This window comes from Streptomyces sp. NPDC004561, from assembly GCF_053602155.1.
The window spans coordinates 1-22,022 of record NZ_JBSGDB010000057.1; the positions used below are offsets into that span (position 1 = coordinate 1).

Consider the following 22,022-nt stretch of genomic DNA (forward strand, 5'->3'; position numbering starts at 1 on the left):
CGCCTCGTCGAGGGCGTCGGCGCCGGCCGCCGCGCCGTGCGGCCGCACCTGGCGGGGCTGCTGTGGATGGAGCTTCCCCGGGAGGAGTCCTGGGCGCGCGGCCGGCGACGGGACGGGGCGGAGCAACGGGATTTCTGGGACGGCTGGGTCACGGCGGAGCGCGCGCACTTCGCCGCAGACCCCTCGCGCCCCCATGCCGATCTTCTGGTGTTGCAGAAACCGGAGGGATACAAGGTGCTGCCGGGACCCGAGTCGACCACTGGACCGGACCAAGTAGTGACCCTGAGTGACGGTCCGTCCTCGAAGCAGTGAAGTCGCGAAGACCCCGCTGTGACAACTTCTCCGAGTGCCCCAACTCTGCTTGACCGAGGGGCCGTACAGGTCTTACGTTCTCAATGAACGGCCATCGGAGCCGTCCGAAGACGCGAAGCCCCCGGTTGTTCCCCCGTGATCGGGGGCTTCGTTCTGCCCGCGAACCGGTATCCCGGCCGCCCCGCGCGGCGATCTCATCACCCTCGGTCACCGAAGCGTGTGCACCCGTCTGCCCCCACCTCGTCAAACGGCCTGTGCGGCACCCTTCGGAACGCGGTCGTACCGCGGGTACGATGCCTTCGGTGCGACCTTCGAGCGGCTGCCTCGCGCACCTGCAACTCCGGTCCGCGGCACGGCGGTTCGACCGCGGCGGCCGACGGGTGACTGCCCGGCGGTGAACCACGGGGGCACGGTCTGTGGGGGGACGTGATGGACTTCGGCACGCAGGGCCCCGAGCCCCCGGCCGACCTCGCCTGGCTGCGAGGGGTGGACGCCTACACGATGGGCGCCTACCCGCAGGCGGAGGAGGAGTTCCGGGCCGCGGTGCGGATGGACCCGGGCATGGCGGACGCCTGGCTGGGGCTGCACGCGCTCCGGGTCGACACCACGACGGCGCTGCTGCGGATGTTCCGGCACCGCGAGCGCTTCGGCGAGCAGCGCGCCCGGCACCGACGGACCCTGAACTCCTGGTACTGGCTCGGCTGGTGGGTGCAGCCGGTGCTGGAGAGTCCGCGTGACCTGCTGCTGGCGCACGCCTCGCACTGGCTGGACGGGCGGCATGTGCCCGAGCTTGACCGGGCGCTGGCCGGGCTGCCACCGGTCGACACCGACCCGCAGGTCCGCTTTCTGCACGCCTGCCGCGCCTATCTGGTCAAGGACTGGGAGCAACTGGTACGGCACACCGACCCGCTGCTCGACGACCCCATGCTCGGCATCGAGGCCGGCCTGTTCGGTGGCATGGCCCGGGTGCGGCTGGAGATGTACGGCCAGGCCGAGCCGCTGCTGTCGGCGGCGCTGATGCGCTGCCGCAGCGAGCAGCCGCAGCGCAAGGAGCTGCGCTACTGGCTGGCGCGCGCCCACGAGGGCACCGGCCGCTCCGCCGCCGCGCTCCCGCTGTACCGCGCGGTGCACCGGGTCGACGCGGCCTTCATGGACACCTCGGCGCGGCTCGCGGCGATCGCCGAGGGCGACGGGTACGACGATGCGGCCGACCTCGCCGCGATCACGCTGACCGGCGCGGGGCAGGACGTGATGGACGGGCCGGACGGTTTCGATCCGGTGTTCGGCGCGGAGGGGCGGGATCTGCGGCTGCCGGAGCCGGATCTGCCGACCGGGCCCCTGCCCTCGGTCACCGATCCGTCGGTGCGGGTCAAGACGGGTGTCTCCGCGTCCCATCTTCCGGCGGGGCCGACCGATCCAGCGCTGCTGGAGGAGGCGCTCGCCGAGCTGGAGCGCATGGTGGGGCTCGAACCGGTCAAACGCCAGGTGAAGGCGCTGTCCGCGCAGTTGAACATGGCCCGGCTGCGGGCCGGGCAGGGGCTGCCGGTGCAGCCGCCGAAGCGGCACTTCGTCTTCTCCGGGCCCTCGGGGACGGGGAAGACCACGGTGGCCCGGATCCTCGGCCGGGTCTTCTACGCCCTGGGGCTGCTCGGCGGGGACCACCTGGTGGAGGCCCAGCGGGCGGACCTGGTCGGCGAGTACCTCGGGCAGACGGCCGTGAAGGCCAACGAGCTGATCGACTCCGCGATCGGCGGGGTGCTGTTCGTGGACGAGGCGTACTCGCTGTCCAACTCCGGGTACGGCAAGGGCGACGCGTACGGCGACGAGGCGCTGCAGGTGCTGCTGAAGCGGGCCGAGGACAACCGGGACCACCTGGTGGTGATCCTCGCCGGCTATCCGGAGGGCATGGACCGGCTGCTCGCGGCGAACCCCGGGCTGTCCTCCCGTTTCACCACCCGGGTCGACTTCCCCTCGTACCGGCCGCTGGAACTCACCGAGATCGGCAAGGTGCTGGCCGCGGAGAACGGGGACGTGTGGGACGACGAGGCGCTGGAGGAGCTGCGCTCCATCGCGGGCCACGTCGTCGACCAGGGCTGGATCGACGAACTGGGCAACGGTCGCTTCCTGCGCACGCTGTACGAGAAGAGCTGCGCGTACCGCGATCTCCGGCTGTCGACCTACGCCGGCGCCCTGTCCCGCGACGACCTGGCGACCCTGCGGCTGCCCGACCTGATGCAGGCGTACGGAGAGGTCCTCTCGGGCCGGGGGCCGCAGGACCCGTCGGCGATGTAGGCGCGCGGTGCCCGAAGGGGCGCGAGGAACGGCGGCCCTCGCGCCCGTGGGCGGCCACGGTCTACGTGGCCAGTGCCTGCTCCGGCTCGCCGCTCACCCGGGGCTCGGTCAGCCTGACGTCGTGGGTCTGCCGGTGCGCCGGGTCCCGTACCTCGCCGACCAGGAGTTCGAGCACGTCCTCCAGGGCCACCAGGCCCAGTACCTTGCCGGAGGGGTCCGCGACCTGGGCCAGATGGGTGGCCGCCCGGCGCATGACCGTGAGGGCGTCGTCCAGGGGCAGCTCGGCCCGCAGGGTCGCCATCGGGCGCCAGACGCGCTGGGGGACGGCCCGGTCGGAGGCCTCCAGGTCGAGGACGTCCTTCACATGGACGTACCCCATGAAGGCGCCCTTCTCGGTCGCGGAGACCGGGAAGCGGGAGTAGCCCGTCCGGGCGGTCAGCCGCACGATCTCCCCCGGGGTGACCGCGGGCGTGACCGTGACCAGGGACTCGCGCCGCAGCAGGACGTCCGTCACCGGGCGGGAGCCCAGCTCCAGGGCGTCCTCCAGGCGCTCCTGCTCCTCGGGGTCGAGCAGCCCCGCCTGGCCGGAGTCCTCCAGCAGGCGGTTGAGCTGCTCGCTGGTGACGACGGCCTCGACCTCGTCCTTCGGCTCGACCCGGAACAGCCGCAGGATGCCCTGGGCGCAGGCGCCGAGGGACACCGTGATCGGCCGGCAGACGCGGGCGAAGTAGACCAGGCCGGGGCTGAGCCACAGCGCGGCCTTCTCCGGGGCCGCCATGGCGAGGTTCTTCGGGACCATCTCGCCGATGACGAGGTGGAAGAAGACCACCCCGGCGAGGGCGATGACGTACCCGAGTGGGTGGATCACGCCGTCCGGGAGATGGACGGCCGCGAACAGCGGCTCCAGCAGGCGGGCCACCGTCGGTTCGGCGACCGCGCCGAGGGTCAGCGAGCAGACGGTGATGCCGAACTGGGCGGCGGCCATCATCTGCGGCAGCCGCTCCAGGCCGTACAGCACCTGGCGGGCCCGGGCGGTGCCGAGCGGTTCGATCTGGCTGCGGCGGACCGAGACGAGCGCGAACTCGGCGCCGACGAAGAAGCCGTTGGCGAGCACGAGCAGCGCGGCGAGGGCCAGTTGGAGGACGCTCATCGCAGGGCCTCCGCGACGTTCGCCGACGGGACCGTCCTGACCAGGCGTACCCGTTCGGCGCGGTAGTGGCCGACCTGGCGGACCGACAGCCGCCAGCCGGGCAGTTCGGCCTTGTCGCCGGGGGCCGGGATCCGGCCGAGCAGGTCGGCGACCAGGCCGGCGACGGTCTCGTACGGCCCCTCGGGCACGTCGAGGCCTATGCGCTGGAGGATGTCGACGCGGCAGCTGCCGTCGGCGTCCCAGGCGGGCCTGCCGTCCTCGGGCGGGGCGGCGGCCAGCTCGGGCAGGTCCTTGGCGTCGTGCTCGTCGCGGACCTCGCCGACGAGTTCCTCGACGATGTCCTCCAGGGTGACCACGCCGGCCGTGCCGCCGTACTCGTCCACGACGACCGCGATGGGCTGTTCGCTGCGCAGCCGGGCGAGCAGGGGCTGGACCGGCAGGGTCTCGGGGACCAGCAGCGCCGGGCGGGCGATCCGGCCGATCGGGGTGCGCAGACGCTCGTTCGCCGGGACCGCGAGGGCGTCCTTGAGGTGGGCCATGCCGACGATCTCGTCGATCTTCTCCCGGTAGACGGGGAAGCGGGACAGGCCGGTGGCGCGGGTGAGGTTCACCACGTCCTCGGCGGTGGCCGAGTCCTGCAGCGCGCTGACCTTCACACGGGGGGTCATCACGTGCTGCGCGGTCAGCTCGCCGAGGGACAGGGTGCGCACGAACAGGTCGGCCGTGTCCTGCTCCAGGGCGCCGGCCCGAGCGGAGTGCCGGGCCAGCGAGACGAGTTCGCCCGGGGTGCGGGCGGAGGCCAGTTCCTCGGCGGGCTCGACGCCGAGCGCGCGGACCAGCCGGTTGGCGACCGTGTTGAGCGCGGCGATCACCGGGCGGAACAGGCGGGAGAAATGGGCTTGCGGGGCCGCGACGAAGCGCGCGACCTGCAGCGGCCTGGACACCGCCCAGTTCTTGGGCACGAGTTCGCCGATCACCATCTGGATGGCCGAGGCCAGCAGCATGCCGAAGACCACGGAGACACCGGACACGGCGCCCGAGGGGAGGCCGAGCGCGGCGAACGGGCCGTGCAGCAGCGCGGCCAGTGCCGGTTCGGCGAGCATGCCGACGACCAGGGAGGTGATGGTGATGCCGAGCTGGGTGCCGGAGAGCTGGAAGGAGAGCTCCTTCAGCGACTCCACGACCGTACGGGCGCGTCGGTCGCCGTCGGCGGCGGCCTTCTCGGCCTCCGGGCGCTCGACCGTCACGAGGCCGAACTCGGCCGCCACGAAGAAGCCGTTGGCGAGGATCAGCAGGAGGGCCGCTCCGAGGAGCAGCAGAGGGGTGGTCACGATGCCGCCGCCTCCCCGGTATGTCGGGTGGGGGCGGCGCAGGTACTACAGGACGATCCGTCCATCGCCGGAGGGAGTCACTCCTCGGTTAGCAGGAGCCCCTGTGCGCCGGGCGGCACGCAGGGGCGGGGGCGCAGCGTGAACGCCTCCGCCACCAGATTAATAAAGACACGGCCCGCACGGGCAGGGTGGGCGACCCCGAGTCAGCCCCGATCTTCCCCCACATGGGCGGTCGAGCGGGCCTCGGCGAGCGCCCGCAGGGTCCTCGCGTCGGCGACGGCCCGCTTTCTGGCCAGGCCGGGCTGGATGCCGAGCGCCGGCAGGCTGGTGCCGTCGCTGAGGTTCAGGAACACCCAGGGATCGCCCGGACGGAGGTTCACCTGGAGGATCTCCGCCCACTCCAGGCGCCGCTTGCTCGCGATGTTGACGACGATGACGCCGGACTCGTCGGCGACGACCTTCACCCGGGCCAGCCGGGCCAGCACCCAGAAGATCAGCGCGCCGGTGGCGACGAAGCTGAGCCGCTCCCCGGGGCCGAGCTGCTCCAGCAGCATCGCGACCCCGGAGATGGTCACGAAGATCGCCACGCCGGCGGTGAGCAGGATGGCCCGGGTGCGGCCCGGCCGAAAGGTGACGGGCAGCGTGGGGAGGTCGGACATCTGTTCGCTCACCCTCTTACAGGCGGCAGGCGTGGATGGCCGTGGTCAGGATGGCGCGGGCGCCGATGGCGTAGAGGTCGTCCATGATCCGCTGCGCCTCCTTGGACGGGACCATGGCGCGGACCGCGACCCAGCCCTCGTTGTGCAGCGGGGAGACGGTCGGGGACTCCAGGCCGGGGGTGAGGGCGACGGCCTTCTCCAGCTGCTCGACCCGGCAGTCGTAGTCCATCATCACGTACGTCCGCGCGACCAGGACGCCCTGGAGGCGGCGCAGGAACTGCTGGACCTTCGGCTCCTCGGTGTCCGCGCCGGTGCGGCGGATCACGATCGCCTCGGATTTCATGATCGGCTCGCCGAAGACCTCCAGGCCGGCGTTGCGCAGGCTGGTGCCGGTCTCGACGACGTCGGCGATGACCTCGGCGACGCCCAGCTCGATCGCGGTCTCCACCGCGCCGTCGAGGTGGACGACGGAGGCGTCGACGCCGCTGTCCGCGAGGTGCTTGGCGACGATGCCCTCGTAGGAGGTGGCGACCGTCCTGCCCTTGAGGTCCTCGATGCCGTTCGCCGTGCCGGGCTTGCCGGCGAAGCGGAAGGTGGAGCGGGCGAAGCCGAGCGGCAGGATCTCCTCGGCGTCGGCACCGGAGTCGATCAGCAGGTCGCGGCCGGTGATGCCGATGTCGAGGCGGCCGGAGGAGACGTAGATCGCGATGTCGCGGGGGCGGAGGTAGAAGAACTCGACCTCGTTCTCCGGGTCGACGATCCGCAGCTCCTTGGACTCGCGGCGCTGCTGGTAGCCGGCCTCATGCAGCATGTCCGCCGCAGGGCCGGACAGTGAACCCTTGTTGGGGACGGCGATGCGCAGCATGAGGTCGGCTTCCTTTGCGTGGAGTGGGTTTCTACGGCTGGTGCGGCGGGCTGGTCACAGATGGGCGTAGACGTCGTCCAGGGAGATCCCGCGGGCGACCATCATCACCTGGACGTGGTACAGCAGTTGGGAGATCTCCTCGGCGGCCGCTTCCTTGCCCTCGTACTCGGCGGCCATCCAGACCTCGGCGGCCTCTTCGACGACCTTCTTGCCGATGGCATGGACGCCCTTGCCGACCAGCTCTGCGGTGCGGGAGGTGGCGGGATCGCCCTGGGCGGCCTTGTGCTGGAGCTCGGTGAAGAGCTCCTCGAACGTCTTCTTGGACATGGTGGTCCTTACCCTACGCGCTTCGACCGGTGCCTCAGTGCCAGGGTTCGGATACTGAGCGAAGCGTGGCCGCGGTCGACACCGCCGCGGTCACCGCCTCGTGGCCCTTGTCCTCGTTCGATCCCTCCAGGCCGGCCCGGTCCAGGGCCTGCTCCTCGGTGTCACAGGTGAGCACGCCGAAGCCGACGGGGACGCCGGTCTCGACGGAGACCCGGGTGAGGCCCTGGGTGACGCCCTGGCACACGTAGTCGAAGTGGGGGGTGCCGCCGCGGATGACGACACCGAGGGCGACCACCGCGTCGTAGCCGCGGCCGGCCAGGACCTTGGCGGCGACCGGGAGCTCGAAGCTGCCCGGGACCCGGATCAGGGTCGGCTCGTCGATCCCCAGCTCGTGCAGGGCGCGCAGGGCGCCGTTCACCAGACCGTCCATCACCTTCTCGTGCCACTGCGCCGCGATGACGGCGACCCGCAGGTCGCTCGCGTTGCGTACGGACAGCTCCGGTGCACCCTTGCCGCTCACTTCTCTCCTCAGTGCGTTCGTGCTTACTGGTTGCCGCAGGTGGCCGACACGGCGCCCGTGTCCAGCCAAGGCAGGTCGTGCCCCATCCGGTCCCGCTTGGTGCGCAGGTAACGGAGGTTGTGCTCGCCGGCCTGGACCGGCATCGGCTCGCGGCCGGTGACCTTCAGCCCGTGGCGCAGCAGCGCGTCGGTCTTGTCGGGGTTGTTGGTCATCAGCCGGACGCTGCGCACGCCGAGGTCGGCGAGGATCTGGGCGCCGGCGCCGTAGTCGCGGGCGTCGGCGGGCAGGCCGAGCTCCAGGTTGGCGTCGAGGGTGTCGCGGCCCTGCTCCTGGAGTGCGTAGGCGCGCAGCTTGGACAGCAGGCCGATGCCGCGCCCCTCGTGGCCGCGCAGGTAGACCACCACTCCCCTGCCCTCCTCCTGGATCCGCCGCAGGGCGGTGTCCAGCTGGGGGCCGCAGTCGCAGCGCAGGGAGGCGAAGACGTCTCCGGTGAGGCACTCGGAGTGGACGCGGACCAGGACGTCCTCGCCGGCGCCGATGTCTCCGTGGACGAGGGCGACGTGTTCGACGCCGTCGGTGGCGCGGTAGCCGTAGGCCGTGAACGTGCCGTGCCGGGTGGGCAGGCGGGTCTCGGCCTCGCGGTGGACGGTGGGCTCGCTGCCGCGGCGGTAGGCGATCAGGTCCTCGATGGAGATGATCGTCAGGCCGTGCTTGCGGGCGAAGGGGATCAGCTCGGGCAGGCGGAGCATCCGGCCGTCCTCGCCGGCGATCTCGACGATCGCGCCGGCCGGGCGGAGCCCGGCGAGACGGGCGAGGTCGACGGCGGCCTCGGTGTGGCCGTTGCGCACGAGCACGCCGCCGGGCCTGGCGCGCAGCGGGAAGACGTGGCCGGGGCGGACGAGGTCCGCCGGCTCGGCCGTCCCGCTCGCGAGGAGTTGGAGCGTGGTCGCGCGGTCGGCGGCCGAGATGCCGGTGCTCACACCGTGCGCGGCGGAGGCGTCCACGGAGACGGTGAACGCGGTCTTCATCGACTCGGTGTTGTCCTCGACCATCTGCGGCAGCCGCAGCCGGTCCAGTTCCTCGCCCTCCATGGGGGCGCAGATCAGGCCCCGGCACTCGCTCATCATGAAGGCGACGATCTCGGGGGTCGCCTTCTCGGCGGCGATGACGAGGTCGCCCTCGTTCTCCCGGTCCTCGTCGTCGACGACCACCACGGGGCGGCCGGCGGCGATGTCGGCGACGGCCTGCTCGACCGGGTCGAGCGTGAAGTCGTCGATGTCGTCGCTGCGGTACAGCAGAGGGGCCGCGGTCATGCCGGCGCTCCTTCCAGGACGGGCTGCGGGCTCCTGCGGGAGCGCAGCCACCAGTCGCGCATGCCCCACAGGACGAGTGCGCCGTAGATGACGTAGACGAAGCCGGAGAAGGCGTAGCCGTTGGCGAAGTTGAGGGGCACGCCGACGAGGTCGACGAGCAGCCAGGCGAACCAGAACTCGACCATGCCCTTGGCCTGGGCGTACATCGCGACGACGGTGCCGACGAAGATGTAGGCGTCCGGCCAGGGGTCCCAGGACAGCTCGGGGAACGCGGTGAAGAGCAGGGCGACGGCGACGGTGCCGACGGCCGCGGCGCCGACCAGGGCGGCCCGCTCGCGCCAGGTGGCGAACCGGGGGGTGATCTGGCCGTCACCGGCCTTGCCCCGGCCGCGGTTCCACTGCCAGAAGCCGTAGACGGCGACGACCATGACGACGGCCTGCTTGCCGGCGCTGCCCGTCAGATGGCCGTAGAAGGCCGCGAAGAGGATCAGGCCGGAGACGAACTGGACCGGCCAGGTCCACAGGGAGCGGCGCCAGCCGAGGGCGAGGGCGGCCAGGCCGAAGATGTTGCCGATCATGTCGGACCACAGGATGTGCTGCCCGAACAGGGTGAATGCCTCGGAGTTGAGCGAGTTCACCGACCGGCCCCCTGACCGGCCGCGAGCAGCCGCTCCACGTACTTGGCGACGACGTCCACCTCGAGGTTGACCGGGTCGCCGGGCTGCTTCGCGCCGAGCGTGGTCAGGGCGAGGGTGGTGGGGATGAGGCTGACGGTGAAGTAGTCCGGGCCGGCGTCCACGACCGTGAGGCTGATGCCGTCGACGGTGATGGAGCCCTTCTCCACGACGTAGCGGGAGAGGTCCGCAGGGAGCGAGACCTTGACGATCTCCCAGTTCTCGGAGGGCTTGCGCTCCAGCACCTCGCCGGTGCCGTCGACGTGGCCCTGCACGATGTGCCCGCCGAGGCGCGCGCCCACGGCGGTGGGGCGCTCCAGGTTGACGCGGGAGCCGACGGCGAGCGCGCCCAGGCTGGAGCGGTTCAGCGTCTCGGCCATGACATCGGCGGTGAACTCGTCGCCCTCGTGGTCCACGACGGTGAGACAGACCCCGTTCACGGCGATGGAGTCGCCGTGCTGTGCACCCTCGGTCACGACGGGGCCACGGAGCCGGAAGCGGGAGGCGTCGCCGAGGTTCTCGACGGCGGTGACCTCACCCAGCTCTTCGACGATTCCGGTGAACACTTCCCGGGTCCTCCTGCCTCTTGGGGCACGGACTCCGGGGCCTGTCGATGACGACAGAGTCTACGGGTGAGCACACACCTCAGGCGTCGCCGAAGGGGACCCGTCCGGACACGGACGAGCCCAGATACGGCGGCGCGCACACATGACGCGTGCCCGCCCGCCGCGCACTGCCTCCCATCCGGACTTTAACCGTCGGTCCAGGAATTTCACCTGGTCAACCGGCCGCTGGAAGCGACCGGGTCGCGGACTGTAACCGCCGGTTCGGACTTTCACCGACCCCGGAGTGCGCTGCTTCTGGTACAGGGCCAGTGTGCCATGCCGGGCCCCCGACCTGACAGGGGGAGCATGTGGGTTCGCTCACAGTGCGTGTCGCCGGTCTTGCGCACCGGAGCGGCCCGGTCCAACTGCCGGGCCGGTGGCGTGTGTTGACCTGGTCCGGACCCATTGACCGTACTGGTCTAGTCCTTTTAGGGTGCGGGCGGGCCCGGTGGCGGTGACGACGGCCCTTGCCCGCCGCCGGGCCGCCAGGACCCTGGTCCGGCCCGGCCCGCCGGGGCGTGTCACGTTTTCCGGTGCTGTGCGGTCTCATCCGGTGAAGGGCGCCCCGACGGGGGGTGCCCGATGCGGAGGGACGGGAACAGCATGACCACGATCCTGGTGACCGGCGGCACCGGCACGCTCGGCCGGCATGTCACCGAGCGGCTGCGGGCGGACGGGCACTGAGGTCGCCTCCACGGCCTACGCCCTCGGACTGGACGTCACCGTGATCGAGGCGGCGCCGACACCGCTGGCCGTGCCGCTCGGCGAGGCCATGGGCGGGATCGTCTCCGCCCTCCACGCCGACCACGGCGTACGGCTGCTGTGCGGGGTGGGGGTGAAGGGGCTGAGCGGTGAGCGGCGGGTGGATGCCGTACTGCTGGAGGACGGCCGCAGCGTGCCGGCCGACACCGTCGTCGTCGGCATCGGCGCGCGGCCCTGCGTCGAGTGGCTGGAGGGCTCCGGAGTCGCGCTCGACAACGGCGTGAAATGCGGCGCCGACGGCCGCACCAGTCTGGCCGGGGTGGTCGCCGTGGGCGACTGCGCCAACTGGTACGACCCGCGTACCGGCGGCCACCGCAGGGTCGAGCACTGGACCGGCGCGCTGGAACGCCCGGCCGCCGCCGTCACCGCGCTGCTCGCCCACGGCGCGTCGGAACCCGGTGTGCCGAGGCCCCCGTACTTCTGGTCCGACCAGTACGGCGTGAAGATCCAGTTCGTCGGTCACGCCGCCGGGGCCGACAGCGTCACGGTCGAGGAGGGCTCTACCGGCGACCGCAGCTTCCTGGCCGTCTACCGCCGGTCCGGCCGTCCGGTCGCCGTGCTCGGGATGAACCAGCCGCGGCTGTTCACCCGCTGGCGCAAACAGCTCGGCGCCGCCACGTCCTGACGCGCACCGGCGCCCGCATCACAAGCACCGTCGCCCTGTGCGCGACTCGCCCTTGACGTCTCCCGAGGAGTGCAGCGTTGACCTCGACAAGCCTGCCGGACAGCCTGATCGCCACCCTCCCCGGCTCCGCCTACACGGACCCCGGCGTCTTCGCCCAGGAGCAGGAGCGCATCTTCGAGACGATGTGGTTCTGCGCCGTGCGGGCCTCGGACCTGCCGAAGCCCGGGGCGTTCCGGACCGTGGACGTGGGCCGCGAGAGCATCATCGTCACCCGGGCCAGGGACCACTCCCTGCGCGCCTTCTTCAACGTGTGCCGGCACCGCGGCGCCAAGCTCTGCACCGAGGACGCGGGCGAGGTCAGGCGCGCCTTCCAGTGCCCGTACCACGCCTGGACCTACGACCTGGACGGCAAGCTGGTCGCGGCGCCCAACCTGACCAGGATGCCCGACGTCGGCCGCACCGAGTACGGCCTGGTCGGCGTGGCCGTCCGTGAATGGCTCGGCTACGTCTGGGTCTGCCTGGCGGAGAACCCGCCCTCCTTCGAGGAGGACGTCGTCGGCGAGGTGGTCGCCCGCCTCGGCGACGCGGAGTCGATCGAGCGCTACGACATCGCGAACCTCTCGGTGGGCAGGCGGATCGTCTACGACGTCAGGGCGAACTGGAAGCTCATCGTCGAGAACTTCATGGAGTGCTACCACTGCGCCACGATCCACCCCGAACTCACCGAGGTGCTCCCCGAGTTCGCCGACGGCTACGCCGCCCAGTACTACGTGGGCCACGGCGCCGAGTTCGGGACGGAGATCCAGGGCTTCACCGTCGACGGCTCCGAGGGCCTGGACCGCATCCCGGGAGTGTCCGAGGACCAGGACCGCCGCTACTACGCGATCACGGTCAAGCCGCAGGTCTTCATCAACCTGGTGCCCGACCACGTGATCTTCCACCGGATGTACCCGGTCGCCGCAGACCGCACGGTCGTCGAGTGCGACTGGCTCTACCTCCCGCACGTGGTGGCCGACGGCAAGGACGTCAGCCGGTCCGTGGAGCTCTTCGACCGGGTCAACCGCCAGGACTTCGGCGCCTGCGAGCGCACGCAGCCGGGGATGAGCTCACGGCTCTACGCCAAGGGCGGTGTGCTCGTACCGAGTGAGCACCACATCGGCGCCTTCCACGACTGGGTGAACGGGCGGCTCGGTACACGCCGGCCGGAGTGACACGGCGGCTGGATGTGCCCATGGCCCGCGGGGGGGCGTACGCGGGCCGTGCGGCGGTGGCGCTCCGTGCGCTCAGCCCAGGTACCCCATGCGGTGGCTGATCTCCTCGGCACCCTTGACGAGCACCGGCGCCATCTCCTGCATGCGCTCCTCGGTGAACCGGTACGAGGGCCCGGAGGCGCTGATCGAGGCGATGACCCGGCCCTCGCGGTCACGGATCGGCGCGGCCATGGCGTGCAGCCCGATCTCCAGCTCCTCCAGCGTCGAGGCGTAACCGCGCTCCCGCGCCTCGGCGAGGTTCTTCTCCAGCTTCGTCCTCGCGGTGATCGTGCGGGGCGTCACCTTCTTCAGGCCGGCCTCCGACAGCAACGCGGCGCGGTCCTCGGCCGGCAGGTGCGCCAGCATGATCTTGCCGCTGGAGGTGGCGTGCAGCGGGGTCAGCTGGCCGACCCAGTTGTGGGCGGTGACGGCGGCCGAGCCGCGCACCTGGTAGAGGTTGATCGCGTAGTGCTCCTGCATCACGGCGATGTTGACCGTCTCGCCGATCTCCTCGGCCAGGCGCTCGCACACCGGCCGGCCCTGCTGGGTGATGTCGATGCGCCCCGTGACGGCACCCGCCAGGCGTACGATGCCGAAGCCGAGCCGGTACTTGCCCCGCTCGCCCGACTGCTCCACGAGACCGCGCGCCTCCAGGGCGCCGAGCAGACGGAACGCGGTCGACTTGTGCACATCGATCTCGGCGGCCACCTCGCTCACGCCGGCCTCGCCGCGCTGGGCCAGGATCTCCAGGACGCTGATGGCCCGGTCGACGGACTGCACCCCGCCGGACTGCGGCCCGCTGCTTTCGGTATCCGCACTGTAGTTGCTCATAACGGAACTATACGCGTAGTAAACAACGCAGTTGCAAGAAACCGGAGGGAAACAAAGGCCTTTGCAAGTTGCGCGGTTCGCAACCTAGTGCGCATTGCGATACCCGTACTAGCATGCCCCGCGTATCGACGGCGCGAGCGAGACGAGGCACCATGGCTCCCCTCCAGTACGACTTCGTCATCGTCGGCGGTGGATCGGCCGGCAGCGCACTGGCGAACCGGCTCTCGGCCGACCCCGGCAACCGGGTGCTCGTGCTGGAGGCGGGCCGCTCCGACTACCCCTGGGATGTGTTCATCCACATGCCGGCGGCGCTGACCTACCCCATCGGCAGCCGCTTCTACGACTGGAAGTACGAGTCCGAGCCCGAGCCCCACATGGGCGGCCGGCGCATCTACCACGCCCGCGGCAAGGTGCTCGGCGGCTCCAGCAGCATCAACGGGATGATCTTCCAGCGCGGCAACCCCATGGACTACGAGCGCTGGGCCGCCGACGCGGGCATGGGGACCTGGGACTACGCCCACTGCCTGCCGTACTTCCGCCGGATGGAGAACTGCCTCGCGGCCGACCCCGACGACGAGTTCCGCGGTCACGACGGTCCCCTCGTCCTGGAGCGCGGGCCCGCGACCAACCCGCTGTTCACCGCCTTCCTCGAGGCCACCCAGGAGGCGGGCTACGCCCCCACCGACGACGTCAACGGCTACCGCCAGGAAGGCTTCGCCAAGTTCGACCGCAACGTCCACCGCGGGCGCCGGCTCTCGGCCTCCAAGGCGTACCTGAAGCCCGCGATGAAGCGGCCGAACCTCACGGTGCGCACGCGCGCCCTCGTCACCCGGGTGCTCTTCGAGGGCAGCCGGGCCGTCGGCGTCGAGTACCGGCGCGGCAAGGGCGCGGCCCAGCAGGTCCGGGCCCGCGAGGTCGTCCTGTGCGGCGGCGCCGTCAACTCGCCGCAGCTGCTCCAGCTCTCCGGGGTCGGCAATGCCGCCGAGCTGTCCGCCCTCGGTGTCGACGTCGTCCACGACCTGCCGGGCGTCGGCGAGAACATGCAGGACCACCTGGAGGTGTACGTCCAGTACGCCTGCAGGCAGCCCGTCTCCATGCAGCCGTACATGGCGAAGTGGCGCGCGCCCCTCATCGGGCTGCAGTGGCTGTTCGGGAAGGGGCCCGCGGCCACCAACCACTTCGAGGCCGGCGGCTTCGCCCGCAGCAACGAGGACGTGGACTACCCCAACCTGATGTTCCACTTCCTGCCGGTCGCGGTCCGCTACGACGGCTCCTCGCCGGCCGGCGGCCACGGGTACCAGGTCCACGTGGGGCCCATGTACTCGGACGCCCTCGGCTCGGTGAAGATCAGGAGCACGGACCCGCGGGAACGGCCCGCGCTGCGCTTCAACTACCTCTCCACCGAGCAGGACCGCCGGGAGTGGGTCGAGGCCGTCCGCGTCGCCCGCCGCATCCTCGGCCAGCCGGCGCTCGCCCCCTACAACGACGGCGAGATCTCGCCCGGGCCCGCGGTCGAGACGGACGAGGAGATCCTCGCCTGGGTGGCCAAGGAGGGCGAGACCGCCCTGCACCCCTCCTGCACCTGCAAGATGGGCACCGACGGGATGTCCGTCGTCGATCCCCTGACCATGAGGGTGCACGGCCTGGAGGGGCTGCGCGTGGTGGACGCGTCGGTGATGCCGTACGTCACCAACGGCAACATCTACGCGCCGGTGATGATGATCGCCGAGAAGTCCGCCGACCTCATCCTCGGCAACGAGCCCCTGCGGCCCTCCAAGGCCGCCTACTACCGCCACCGCGACGCCCAGAAGCAGGCCGGGTAGGCCTTGGACGCCGAGGCGCTGCGGGCGCTGCTCGCCCGCGTCCGCTACGAGGTGCTGCCGGCCGGGGCCACGGAGGGGAAGGTCCTCGCCCATGTGCCCCGCGACGTCGTGGTCACGGTCACGGCGTCGCCGGTCAGGGGGCTGGAGCCGACGCTCGGTCTCACCGAGCGGCTCGCCGCGCACGGATACCGCGTCGTCCCCCATGTGCCCGCGCGGCTGCTGCGGGACGACGCGCACCTGAAGGACGTCGCCGAGCGGCTGCGCGCGGCGGGCGTCGACGACGTCTTCGTCCCGGCCGGCGACGCCGATCCGCCGGCCGGGCCGTACGACGGGGCGCTGCCGGTGCTGCGCGCGCTGAGCGACCTGGGCAGGCCCTTCGCGCAGACGGGGATCACCGGCTATCCGGAGAGCCATCCCCTCATCCACGACGACGTCACCGTCCAGTCGATGTGGGACAAGCGGGCGCACGCCACGTACATCGTCAGCAACCTGTGCTTCGACCCGCGCGTGCTCGGCGACTGGATCGCCCGGATCCGGCGCCGCGCCGTCGCACTGCCCGTGTACGTCGGCGTCGCCGGACCCGTCGAGCGGGCCAAGCTGCTGTCCATGGCGGCGAGGATCGGGGTGGGGGAGTCGGCGCGCTTCCTCACCCGGCACCCCTCCTGGTTCCTGCGGTTCGCGGCGCCCGGCGGATACGACCCGGACCGGCTGCTCCCCCGCGGCGCGCCGGCGTTCACCGGGCCGTCGGCGGCGGTGGCCGGGCTCCATCTCTTCACCTTCAACCAGATCGCGGAGACGGAGCGCTGGCGCCGTGGCCTGCTGGACCGGCTGGGCGGCTGAGGCCCGCGGGGGAACGGGTGCGCGGGGCGGGTGAACGCCTGCGCTCCTTGGCCGAATCGGCATCTGCCGACCCCTTGACGGCTGTCAGTGCGGTCGGCCAGGGTGTTCCACCACAAGCAATTCAGTGCACGATGCGCAACGAATTCTGTTCGGAGGGCGCGGCGCGTGGCAGATCTGTATGTGGACGGACAATGGCGCGCCCCGGTGGCCGGCGGCCACCGGGAGATCCGCTGCCCGGCGGACGGCACGCTCGTGGCGACGGTCTCGGAGGCGACCCGCCCCGACACGGAGGCGGCGATCGCCGCGGCCCGGCGCGCCTTCGACGACGGCCCCTGGCCGCACACCCCCGAACGGGAGCGCGGCGCGCTGCTGCTGCGCACCGCCGGCATCCTCGAGCGCGACGCCAAGGAGTTCGCCCGCGCCGAGTCCCTCGACACCGGCAAGCGTCTGGTCGAGAGCGAGTACGACATCGCCGACGTCGTCTCCTGCTTCCGCTACTACGGCGGCATCGCCGGCACGGCCGCAGGCCGCGTGATCGACACCGGCCGCGACGACGCCCTCAGCCGGGTCACCTACGAGCCCGTGGGCGTCTGCGGACTGATCACCCCCTGGAACTACCCGCTGCTGCAAGCCTCCTGGAAGGTCGCGCCGGCGCTGCTCGCGGGCAACACCGTCGTGCTCAAGCCCAGCGAACTCACCCCCTCCACCTCGATCCTGCTGATGCGGGCCCTCCAGGAGGCGGGGCTCCCGGCGGGCGCCGCCAATCTCGTGCTGGGCGCCGGCGCCGAGGTGGGCGCGCCGCTGTCCGAGGACCCGGCCGTCGACATGGTGTCCTTCACCGGAGGCCTGTCGACGGGTCGGCACATCATGGCCACCGCCGCGGCGACGGTGAAGAAGGTCGCGCTGGAACTCGGCGGCAAGAACCCGAACGTCGTCTTCGCGGACGCCGACTTCGAGACCGCCGTCGACTTCGCGCTCACCGCCGTCTTCCTGCACTCCGGGCAGGTCTGCTCGGCCGGCGCCCGCCTCGTCGTCGAGGACCGCCTGCACGACGCCTTCGTCGACGAACTCGTGCGCCGCGCCCGCCTCATCCGCCTGGGCGGCCCCTTCGACCCCGACGCCGACACCGGTGCGCTGATCTCCGCACAGCACCGGGAGAAGGTCGAGGCATACGTCGCCGCCGGGCTCGCCGAGGGCGCCGTCCTGCGCTGCGGTGGCGCCCGCCCCGGCGACCCCGCGCTGGCGAACGGCTTCTACTACCCGCCCACCGTCCTCGACGAGTGCCGGCAGGACATGCGGGTCGTGCACGAGGAGTCCTTCGGCCCCGTGCTCACCGTCGAGCGCTTCCGCGACGAGGACGACGCCGTCCGCATCGCCAACGACACGGAGTACGGCCTCGCCGGAGCCGTCTGGACGCAGGACGCGGGCAAGGCCCAGCGGGTGGCGCGCAGGCTGCGCCACGGCACCGTGTGGATCAACGACTACCACCCCTATGTGCCGCAAGCGGAATGGGGTGGGTTCGGGCATTCGGGCGTGGGCCGTGAGCTGGGGCCGACCGGCCTGGACGAGTACCGAGAGCCCAAGCACGTCTGGCAGAACATCCAACCCCGGCCGCAGCACTGGTTCCGCGGCTGACCGCCGAAAAGAGGTCGACCATGACCCCAGCACAGACCGAGGTGTCGCAGCGGCGCGACACGTCCAAGGACCCCGAGGAGCGCACCCCGGTCATCTCCGTGCGCGGGCTGTGGAAGGTGTTCGGGCCGAAGGCCGACGAGGTGCCGGGCTCCGAGGAGCTGTGCGGGCTCACCCGCCGCGAGCTGATGGACCGCACCGGATGCACGGCCGCCGTACGCGACGTCAGCTTCGACGTGTCGCCCGGTGAGGTCTTCGTCGTCATGGGCCTGTCCGGCTCCGGCAAGTCGACCCTGGTGCGATGTCTGACCCGGCTGATCGAACCCACCGCCGGAGAGGTGGTCTTCGAGGGCGAGGACATCCGCGGCGCCGACGCCGGGCGGCTGCGCGAACTGCGCCGCAGCAAGTTCTCCATGGTCTTCCAGCACTTCGGCCTGCTGCCGCACCGCAGGGTCGTCGACAACGTGGCGTTCGGCCTGGAGATCCGGGGCATGGGCAGGGCCGAGCGCACCAGGAAGGCGCTGGAGGTCGTCGAACTGGTGGGCCTCGCCGGGTACGAGAACTCCTACCCGGATCAGCTCTCCGGCGGCATGCAGCAGCGCGTCGGCCTCGCCCGCGCCCTCGCCGGCGACCCCGACGTCCTCTTCTTCGACGAGCCGTTCTCCGCGCTCGACCCGCTGATCCGCCGCGACATGCAGAGCGAGGTCATCCGCCTGCACCACGAGGTGGGCAAGACCATGGTGTTCATCACCCACGACCTCTCCGAGGCCCTGAAGCTGGGCGACCGCATCCTCATCATGCGCGACGGCAGGACGGTGCAGTGCGGCACCGGCGACGAACTGGTCGGCGCCCCCGCCGACGACTACGTACGCGACTTCGTCAAGGACGTGCCGCGCGGCGACGTCCTCACCCTGCGCTGGATCATGCGTCCCGCCGCGCCCGAAGACGCCCTCGACGGGCCCGAGTTGGGGCCGGACGTCGTGGTGCGCGAAGCGACCCGGGCGGTGCTCGCCGCCGAGAAGCCGGTCAAGGTCGTCGAGAACGGCAAGCTGCTCGGCATCGTCGGCGACGAGGAGATCCTCGCGGTCGTCGCCGGTCGGGAAGGCGGTGCGTGATGGCCGTCGCCGACGCGACCGCGCCGGGCGCGGCCGTCCGCACGAAGCCCGGCCGCCCCATGGTGGTGGCGGGGATCCTGGTCGCCTGGCTGGTGCTCTTCGCCGTGCTGCGCGGCCGGCAGACGCTCACGCTCGCGGCCGCCGACCTCACCGGCCTGCACCGCTGGCTGAACGACGTCAACGACACCATCGGAGCCAACCGCAACTCCAACCCGCTCTTTCTGTACTTCTTCAACGAGATCCGGCTGGTCATCGACAACCTGGTGACGTTCGTCCAGTCCCTGATCTCCCAGCCCACCGGCGGCCGGCCGGTCCCGCAGATCGGCTGGCTCGGCGTCGTCGGACTCACCGGCTACGTCTCCTGGGCCGTGGGCAACTGGCGGGTCGCGCTGCTGGCCGTGGCCGGCTTCACCTTCTTCGGGCTCCAGGGTCTGTGGCAGGAGAGCATGGACACCCTGGCGCTGACGCTGTCGGCGGTCCTCGTGGCGCTGCTGATCGGCATCCCGCTCGGCGTGTGGGCGGGTCTGTCCGACCGGTTCAACCGGATCATGACGCCCTTCCTGGACTTCATGCAGACGATGCCGACCTTCGTCTACCTCGCCCCGCTGACCCTGATCTTCCTCATCGGCGGGGCCTCCGCGGTGATCACCACGGTGATCTACGCGGCACCGCCCGCGATCCGGATCACCGCGCACGCCATCCGCTCGGTGCCCGAGACCACCGTCGAGGCGGCCGACTCCCTCGGCGCGACGCGGTCGCAGCAACTGCTGAAGGTCCTGCTGCCGATGTCCCGGCGCACGGTGGTCATGGGCGTCAACCAGACCATCATGGCCGCCCTGGCCATGGTCACCATCGCGGCCCTGATCGACGCCCCCGGCCTCGGCAAGACCGTCGTCCAGGCCCTGCAGTCGCTCGACGTGGGCACCGCCTTCAACGCCGGCCTCGCCATCGTCGTCATGGCGATCGTGCTCGACCGGGTCACCACGGCCGCGGCCGCGCGCACGGAGACGGCCCGCCGCACGGGCGGCCACCTCCTGAAGTGGCGCCGGCCGCTGCTGGTGGCGGGCGGGATCGCGGCCGCCGTCCTGGTCTATCTGTCCCACACCTATGTGTGGGCGGCCGACTTCCCCGGCACCGGCAGCACCGGCAGCCACATCGCGAGCGCGGCCGACACCACGACCACCTGGCTGCAGGACCATCTCTCCGGAGTGACCAACGGCCTGCGGGACGCCCTCACCAACGGTCTGCTCAACCCGTTCCAGACGCTGCTCACCGACTCCCCGTGGTGGCTCGTCGGCGTCACCCTGGTGGCGCTCGGCGCGGTGCTCGGCGGATGGCGCGCGTCGGTCACGGCCGCCGTGTGCGTCGGGCTGCTCGTCGGTACGGGCCTGTGGTCGGACAGCATGACCACGCTCGCCTCGACCGCCGTGGCCACGGTGCTGGTGATGCTGTTCGGCGCCGTGTTCGGCGTGTGGATGGGACGCAGCGCGCTCGTGGACCGGCTGGTGCGGCCCACTCTGGACGCCGCACAGGTCATGCCGCCGTTCGTCTATCTCGTGCCGTTCCTGGCCCTCTTCGGGGCCACCCGGTTCACGGCCATCGTCGCGGCCGTCGTTTACGCGGCCCCCGTTGCGATCAAGATCATCGCGGACGGGGTGCGGAACGTGCCGGAGGCCACCGTGGAGGCGGCCACCTCGGCCGGGTGCAACACCTGGCAGATCATCACCAAGGTCCAGCTGCCGATGGCACGCGGCGCCCTGACTCTCGCGACCAACCAGGGGCTGATCTACGTGCTGTCGATGGTTGTGGTGGGCGGCCTGGTAGGGGCGGGCGCCCTCGGCTACGACGTCGTGGCCGGATTCTCGCAGGGAGAGCTGTACGGAAAGGGGCTGGCGGCGGGACTCGCCATCGTACTGCTCGGAGTCATGTTCGACCGGATCACTCAGGCTGCGGCGCGACGCACCAGGGCATAAGGAGCAGGACACCATGGCAAGACACTGGCGAGCCGGCGCGGCCGGCCTGGCCGTCCTCGGCCTCACCCTCACGGCGTGCGGCGGGGCGAAGGTCGGCGACAGTTCCTCCGCGGGCTCGAAGAGCTCGGGCGGCAAGTGCGGCACGTTCAACCTGGCCGTGAACCCGTGGGTCGGCTACGAGGCGGACGCGGCGGTCGTCGCGTACGTGGCGCAGCACGACCTCGGCTGCACGGTCGACAAGAAGGACCTGAAGGAGGAGATCGCCTGGCAGGGCTTCGGCACGGGTGAGGTCGACGCCGTGCTGGAGAACTGGGGCCACGACGACCTGAAGAAGAAGTACATCACCGGGCAGAAGACGGCCGTCGAGGCGGGCTCGACCGGCAACAAGGGCGTCATCGGCTGGTTCGTGCCGCCGTGGCTGGCCAAGGCGCACCCGGACATCACCGACTGGCGCAACCTCGACAAGTACGCCGACCGGTTCAGGACGTCCGAGTCGGGCGGCAAGGGGCAACTGCTCGACGGGGACCCGTCCTATGTCACCAACGACGCCGCCCTGGTCAAGAATCTGAAGCTGAACTTCAAGGTGGTGTACGCGGGCAGCGAGACCGCGCTCATCCAGGCCTTCAGAACGGCCGAGAAGAACAAGCAGTGGCTGATCGGCTACTTCTACGAGCCCCAGTGGTTCATGTCCGAGGTGCCCCTGGTGAAGGTCGGCCTGCCCAAGTACACGACGGGCTGCGACGCCGACGCGGCGAAGGTGGCCTGCGACTACCCCGTCTACGACCTGGACAAGATCGTCAGCGCGAAGTTCGCCGGGTCGGGCGGTCCGGCGTACCGACTGGTGAAGAAGTTCCACTGGACGAACGACGACCAGAACACCGTGGCCAAGTACATCGCGGTGGACAAGATGTCGGACGACGCGGCGGCCAAGAAGTGGGTCGACGCGAACCGCGACAAGGTCGACGCCTGGCTGAAGTAGCCCAGCGGGCCGGTCCGGGACGCCCGGCGGGCGGTGCGCAGGGGTGCGCACCGCCCGCCGGGCGTTGCCGTGTTCCGGGGCCGTTCTCCGACGTCACACGACCCCTTGACACCCCTCCTCGGAGGCGGGCACATTGAGTTGCGC

Annotated in this window: 19 protein-coding genes, 2 pseudogenes and 1 riboswitch; of the genes and pseudogenes, 11 read left to right on the plus strand and 10 right to left on the minus strand. The window is 71.2% G+C overall.

Annotated features, from left to right (window positions below; genetic code table 11):
• Nucleotides 1-312: pseudogene (locus ACWEN3_RS10820) on the plus strand (hypothetical protein); the annotation flags it as partial.
• Nucleotides 313-741: 429 nt separating this feature from the next.
• Nucleotides 742-2,604 carry an AAA family ATPase gene (locus tag ACWEN3_RS10825; RefSeq protein ID WP_452968372.1) on the plus strand — a complete coding sequence of 621 codons (1,863 nt, stop codon included), beginning with the start codon at nucleotides 742-744 and terminating at the stop codon, nucleotides 2,602-2,604.
• 61 nt (nucleotides 2,605-2,665) lie between these two features.
• Here the strand turns inward: ACWEN3_RS10825 and ACWEN3_RS10830 are convergent, their stop codons facing one another.
• From ACWEN3_RS10830 to ACWEN3_RS10870, 9 genes are all read right to left on the minus strand, one after another.
• Complete coding sequence (locus tag ACWEN3_RS10830; protein WP_452968375.1) at nucleotides 2,666-3,754, minus strand: hemolysin family protein; 1,089 nt, start codon at nucleotides 3,752-3,754, stop codon at nucleotides 2,666-2,668.
• The gene (locus ACWEN3_RS10835) at nucleotides 3,751-5,085 is read right to left on the minus strand and encodes a hemolysin family protein (protein WP_452968377.1); all 1,335 of its coding nucleotides are present in this window, start codon (nucleotides 5,083-5,085) and stop codon (nucleotides 3,751-3,753) included. Before ACWEN3_RS10835 ends, ACWEN3_RS10830 begins: the two co-directional genes overlap by 4 nt.
• A gap of 203 nt (nucleotides 5,086-5,288) precedes the next feature.
• Nucleotides 5,289-5,744: a PH domain-containing protein gene (locus ACWEN3_RS10840; RefSeq protein WP_452968380.1), complete on the minus strand. Its 456-nt coding sequence runs from the start codon at nucleotides 5,742-5,744 to the stop codon at nucleotides 5,289-5,291.
• A 16-nt stretch (nucleotides 5,745-5,760) separates the two neighbouring features.
• Nucleotides 5,761-6,609 (minus strand): ATP phosphoribosyltransferase, encoded by an 849-nt coding sequence (gene hisG / locus ACWEN3_RS10845; protein ID WP_452968383.1) that lies wholly within the window; start codon nucleotides 6,607-6,609, stop codon nucleotides 5,761-5,763.
• A 54-nt stretch (nucleotides 6,610-6,663) separates the two neighbouring features.
• Nucleotides 6,664-6,936 (minus strand): phosphoribosyl-ATP diphosphatase, encoded by a 273-nt coding sequence (locus ACWEN3_RS10850; RefSeq protein ID WP_019983911.1) that lies wholly within the window; start codon nucleotides 6,934-6,936, stop codon nucleotides 6,664-6,666.
• Nucleotides 6,937-6,970: 34 nt separating this feature from the next.
• Nucleotides 6,971-7,456, minus strand: coding sequence for a 6,7-dimethyl-8-ribityllumazine synthase (gene ribH, locus ACWEN3_RS10855; RefSeq protein WP_452968387.1), 486 nt, complete (start codon nucleotides 7,454-7,456; stop codon nucleotides 6,971-6,973).
• Nucleotides 7,457-7,479: 23 nt separating this feature from the next.
• Nucleotides 7,480-8,769 carry a bifunctional 3,4-dihydroxy-2-butanone-4-phosphate synthase/GTP cyclohydrolase II gene (locus ACWEN3_RS10860; RefSeq protein ID WP_452968390.1) on the minus strand — a complete coding sequence of 430 codons (1,290 nt, stop codon included), beginning with the start codon at nucleotides 8,767-8,769 and terminating at the stop codon, nucleotides 7,480-7,482.
• On the minus strand, nucleotides 8,766-9,407 hold the full coding sequence (locus ACWEN3_RS10865; RefSeq protein WP_452968392.1) for a nicotinamide mononucleotide transporter family protein: 642 nt from the start codon (nucleotides 9,405-9,407) through the stop codon (nucleotides 8,766-8,768). Before ACWEN3_RS10865 ends, ACWEN3_RS10860 begins: the two co-directional genes overlap by 4 nt.
• Nucleotides 9,404-10,009, minus strand: coding sequence for a riboflavin synthase (locus tag ACWEN3_RS10870; protein WP_452968394.1), 606 nt, complete (start codon nucleotides 10,007-10,009; stop codon nucleotides 9,404-9,406). The genes ACWEN3_RS10865 and ACWEN3_RS10870 overlap by 4 nt, the downstream gene beginning before the upstream one ends.
• Before the next feature lie 160 nt (nucleotides 10,010-10,169).
• Nucleotides 10,170-10,300: riboswitch (FMN riboswitch) on the minus strand.
• A 330-nt stretch (nucleotides 10,301-10,630) separates the two neighbouring features.
• Between ACWEN3_RS10870 and ACWEN3_RS10875 the strand changes: the two genes are divergently transcribed.
• From ACWEN3_RS10875 to ACWEN3_RS10885, 3 genes and pseudogenes are all read left to right on the plus strand, one after another.
• Complete coding sequence (locus tag ACWEN3_RS10875) at nucleotides 10,631-10,732, plus strand: NAD-dependent epimerase/dehydratase family protein (RefSeq protein WP_452968397.1); 102 nt, start codon at nucleotides 10,631-10,633, stop codon at nucleotides 10,730-10,732.
• Nucleotides 10,710-11,435: pseudogene (locus ACWEN3_RS10880) on the plus strand (NAD(P)/FAD-dependent oxidoreductase); the annotation flags it as partial. The gene ACWEN3_RS10875 and the pseudogene ACWEN3_RS10880, both read left to right, overlap by 23 nt.
• 77 nt (nucleotides 11,436-11,512) lie before the next feature.
• Nucleotides 11,513-12,646 carry an aromatic ring-hydroxylating oxygenase subunit alpha gene (locus ACWEN3_RS10885; protein ID WP_452968400.1) on the plus strand — a complete coding sequence of 378 codons (1,134 nt, stop codon included), beginning with the start codon at nucleotides 11,513-11,515 and terminating at the stop codon, nucleotides 12,644-12,646.
• Between the two features lie 72 nt (nucleotides 12,647-12,718).
• Here ACWEN3_RS10885 and ACWEN3_RS10890 read toward each other — a convergent pair whose 3' ends face one another.
• On the minus strand, nucleotides 12,719-13,516 hold the full coding sequence (locus tag ACWEN3_RS10890; RefSeq protein WP_452968403.1) for an IclR family transcriptional regulator: 798 nt from the start codon (nucleotides 13,514-13,516) through the stop codon (nucleotides 12,719-12,721).
• Nucleotides 13,517-13,668: 152 nt separating this feature from the next.
• On the opposite strand from ACWEN3_RS10890, the gene betA reads away from it, so the two are divergent.
• The 6 genes from betA (at nucleotide 13,669) to ACWEN3_RS10920 (ending at nucleotide 21,878) form a co-directional block, all read left to right on the plus strand.
• Nucleotides 13,669-15,339: a choline dehydrogenase gene (gene betA, locus ACWEN3_RS10895; RefSeq protein ID WP_452968405.1), complete on the plus strand. Its 1,671-nt coding sequence runs from the start codon at nucleotides 13,669-13,671 to the stop codon at nucleotides 15,337-15,339.
• Nucleotides 15,340-15,342: 3 nt separating this feature from the next.
• On the plus strand, nucleotides 15,343-16,179 hold the full coding sequence (locus tag ACWEN3_RS10900) for a 5,10-methylenetetrahydrofolate reductase (RefSeq protein WP_452968408.1): 837 nt from the start codon (nucleotides 15,343-15,345) through the stop codon (nucleotides 16,177-16,179).
• A gap of 165 nt (nucleotides 16,180-16,344) precedes the next feature.
• A complete protein-coding gene (locus ACWEN3_RS10905) occupies nucleotides 16,345-17,814 on the plus strand; it encodes an aldehyde dehydrogenase family protein (RefSeq protein ID WP_452968411.1) in 1,470 nt (489 codons plus the stop codon).
• A 20-nt stretch (nucleotides 17,815-17,834) separates the two neighbouring features.
• Nucleotides 17,835-18,926, plus strand: coding sequence for a quaternary amine ABC transporter ATP-binding protein (locus ACWEN3_RS10910; protein WP_452968414.1), 1,092 nt, complete (start codon nucleotides 17,835-17,837; stop codon nucleotides 18,924-18,926).
• A complete protein-coding gene (locus ACWEN3_RS10915; RefSeq protein WP_452968416.1) occupies nucleotides 18,926-20,899 on the plus strand; it encodes an ABC transporter permease in 1,974 nt (657 codons plus the stop codon). The genes ACWEN3_RS10910 and ACWEN3_RS10915 overlap by 1 nt, the downstream gene beginning before the upstream one ends.
• A 13-nt stretch (nucleotides 20,900-20,912) precedes the next feature.
• Nucleotides 20,913-21,878 (plus strand): ABC transporter substrate-binding protein, encoded by a 966-nt coding sequence (locus ACWEN3_RS10920; RefSeq protein ID WP_452968418.1) that lies wholly within the window; start codon nucleotides 20,913-20,915, stop codon nucleotides 21,876-21,878.
• The last annotated feature ends 144 nt before the right edge of the window (nucleotides 21,879-22,022 follow it).

What these genes read in the sequence shown, in the direction of transcription:
- ACWEN3_RS10860 (WP_452968390.1), bottom strand. Translation starts at nt 8,769, where the DNA reads ATGACCGCGGCCCCTCTGCTGTACCGCAGCGACGACATCGACGACTTC.
- ACWEN3_RS10890 (WP_452968403.1), bottom strand. Translation starts at nt 13,516, where the DNA reads ATGAGCAACTACAGTGCGGATACCGAAAGCAGCGGGCCGCAGTCCGGC.
- ACWEN3_RS10840 (WP_452968380.1), bottom strand. Translation starts at nt 5,744, where the DNA reads ATGTCCGACCTCCCCACGCTGCCCGTCACCTTTCGGCCGGGCCGCACC.
- ACWEN3_RS10830 (WP_452968375.1), bottom strand. Translation starts at nt 3,754, where the DNA reads ATGAGCGTCCTCCAACTGGCCCTCGCCGCGCTGCTCGTGCTCGCCAAC.
- ACWEN3_RS10825 (WP_452968372.1), top strand. Translation starts at nt 742, where the DNA reads ATGGACTTCGGCACGCAGGGCCCCGAGCCCCCGGCCGACCTCGCCTGG.
- hisG (WP_452968383.1), bottom strand. Translation starts at nt 6,609, where the DNA reads ATGCTGCGCATCGCCGTCCCCAACAAGGGTTCACTGTCCGGCCCTGCG.
- ACWEN3_RS10850 (WP_019983911.1), bottom strand. Translation starts at nt 6,936, where the DNA reads ATGTCCAAGAAGACGTTCGAGGAGCTCTTCACCGAGCTCCAGCACAAG.
- ACWEN3_RS10920 (WP_452968418.1), top strand. Translation starts at nt 20,913, where the DNA reads ATGGCAAGACACTGGCGAGCCGGCGCGGCCGGCCTGGCCGTCCTCGGC.
- ACWEN3_RS10910 (WP_452968414.1), top strand. Translation starts at nt 17,835, where the DNA reads ATGACCCCAGCACAGACCGAGGTGTCGCAGCGGCGCGACACGTCCAAG.
- ACWEN3_RS10875 (WP_452968397.1), top strand. Translation starts at nt 10,631, where the DNA reads ATGCGGAGGGACGGGAACAGCATGACCACGATCCTGGTGACCGGCGGC.
- betA (WP_452968405.1), top strand. Translation starts at nt 13,669, where the DNA reads ATGGCTCCCCTCCAGTACGACTTCGTCATCGTCGGCGGTGGATCGGCC.
- ACWEN3_RS10915 (WP_452968416.1), top strand. Translation starts at nt 18,926, where the DNA reads ATGGCCGTCGCCGACGCGACCGCGCCGGGCGCGGCCGTCCGCACGAAG.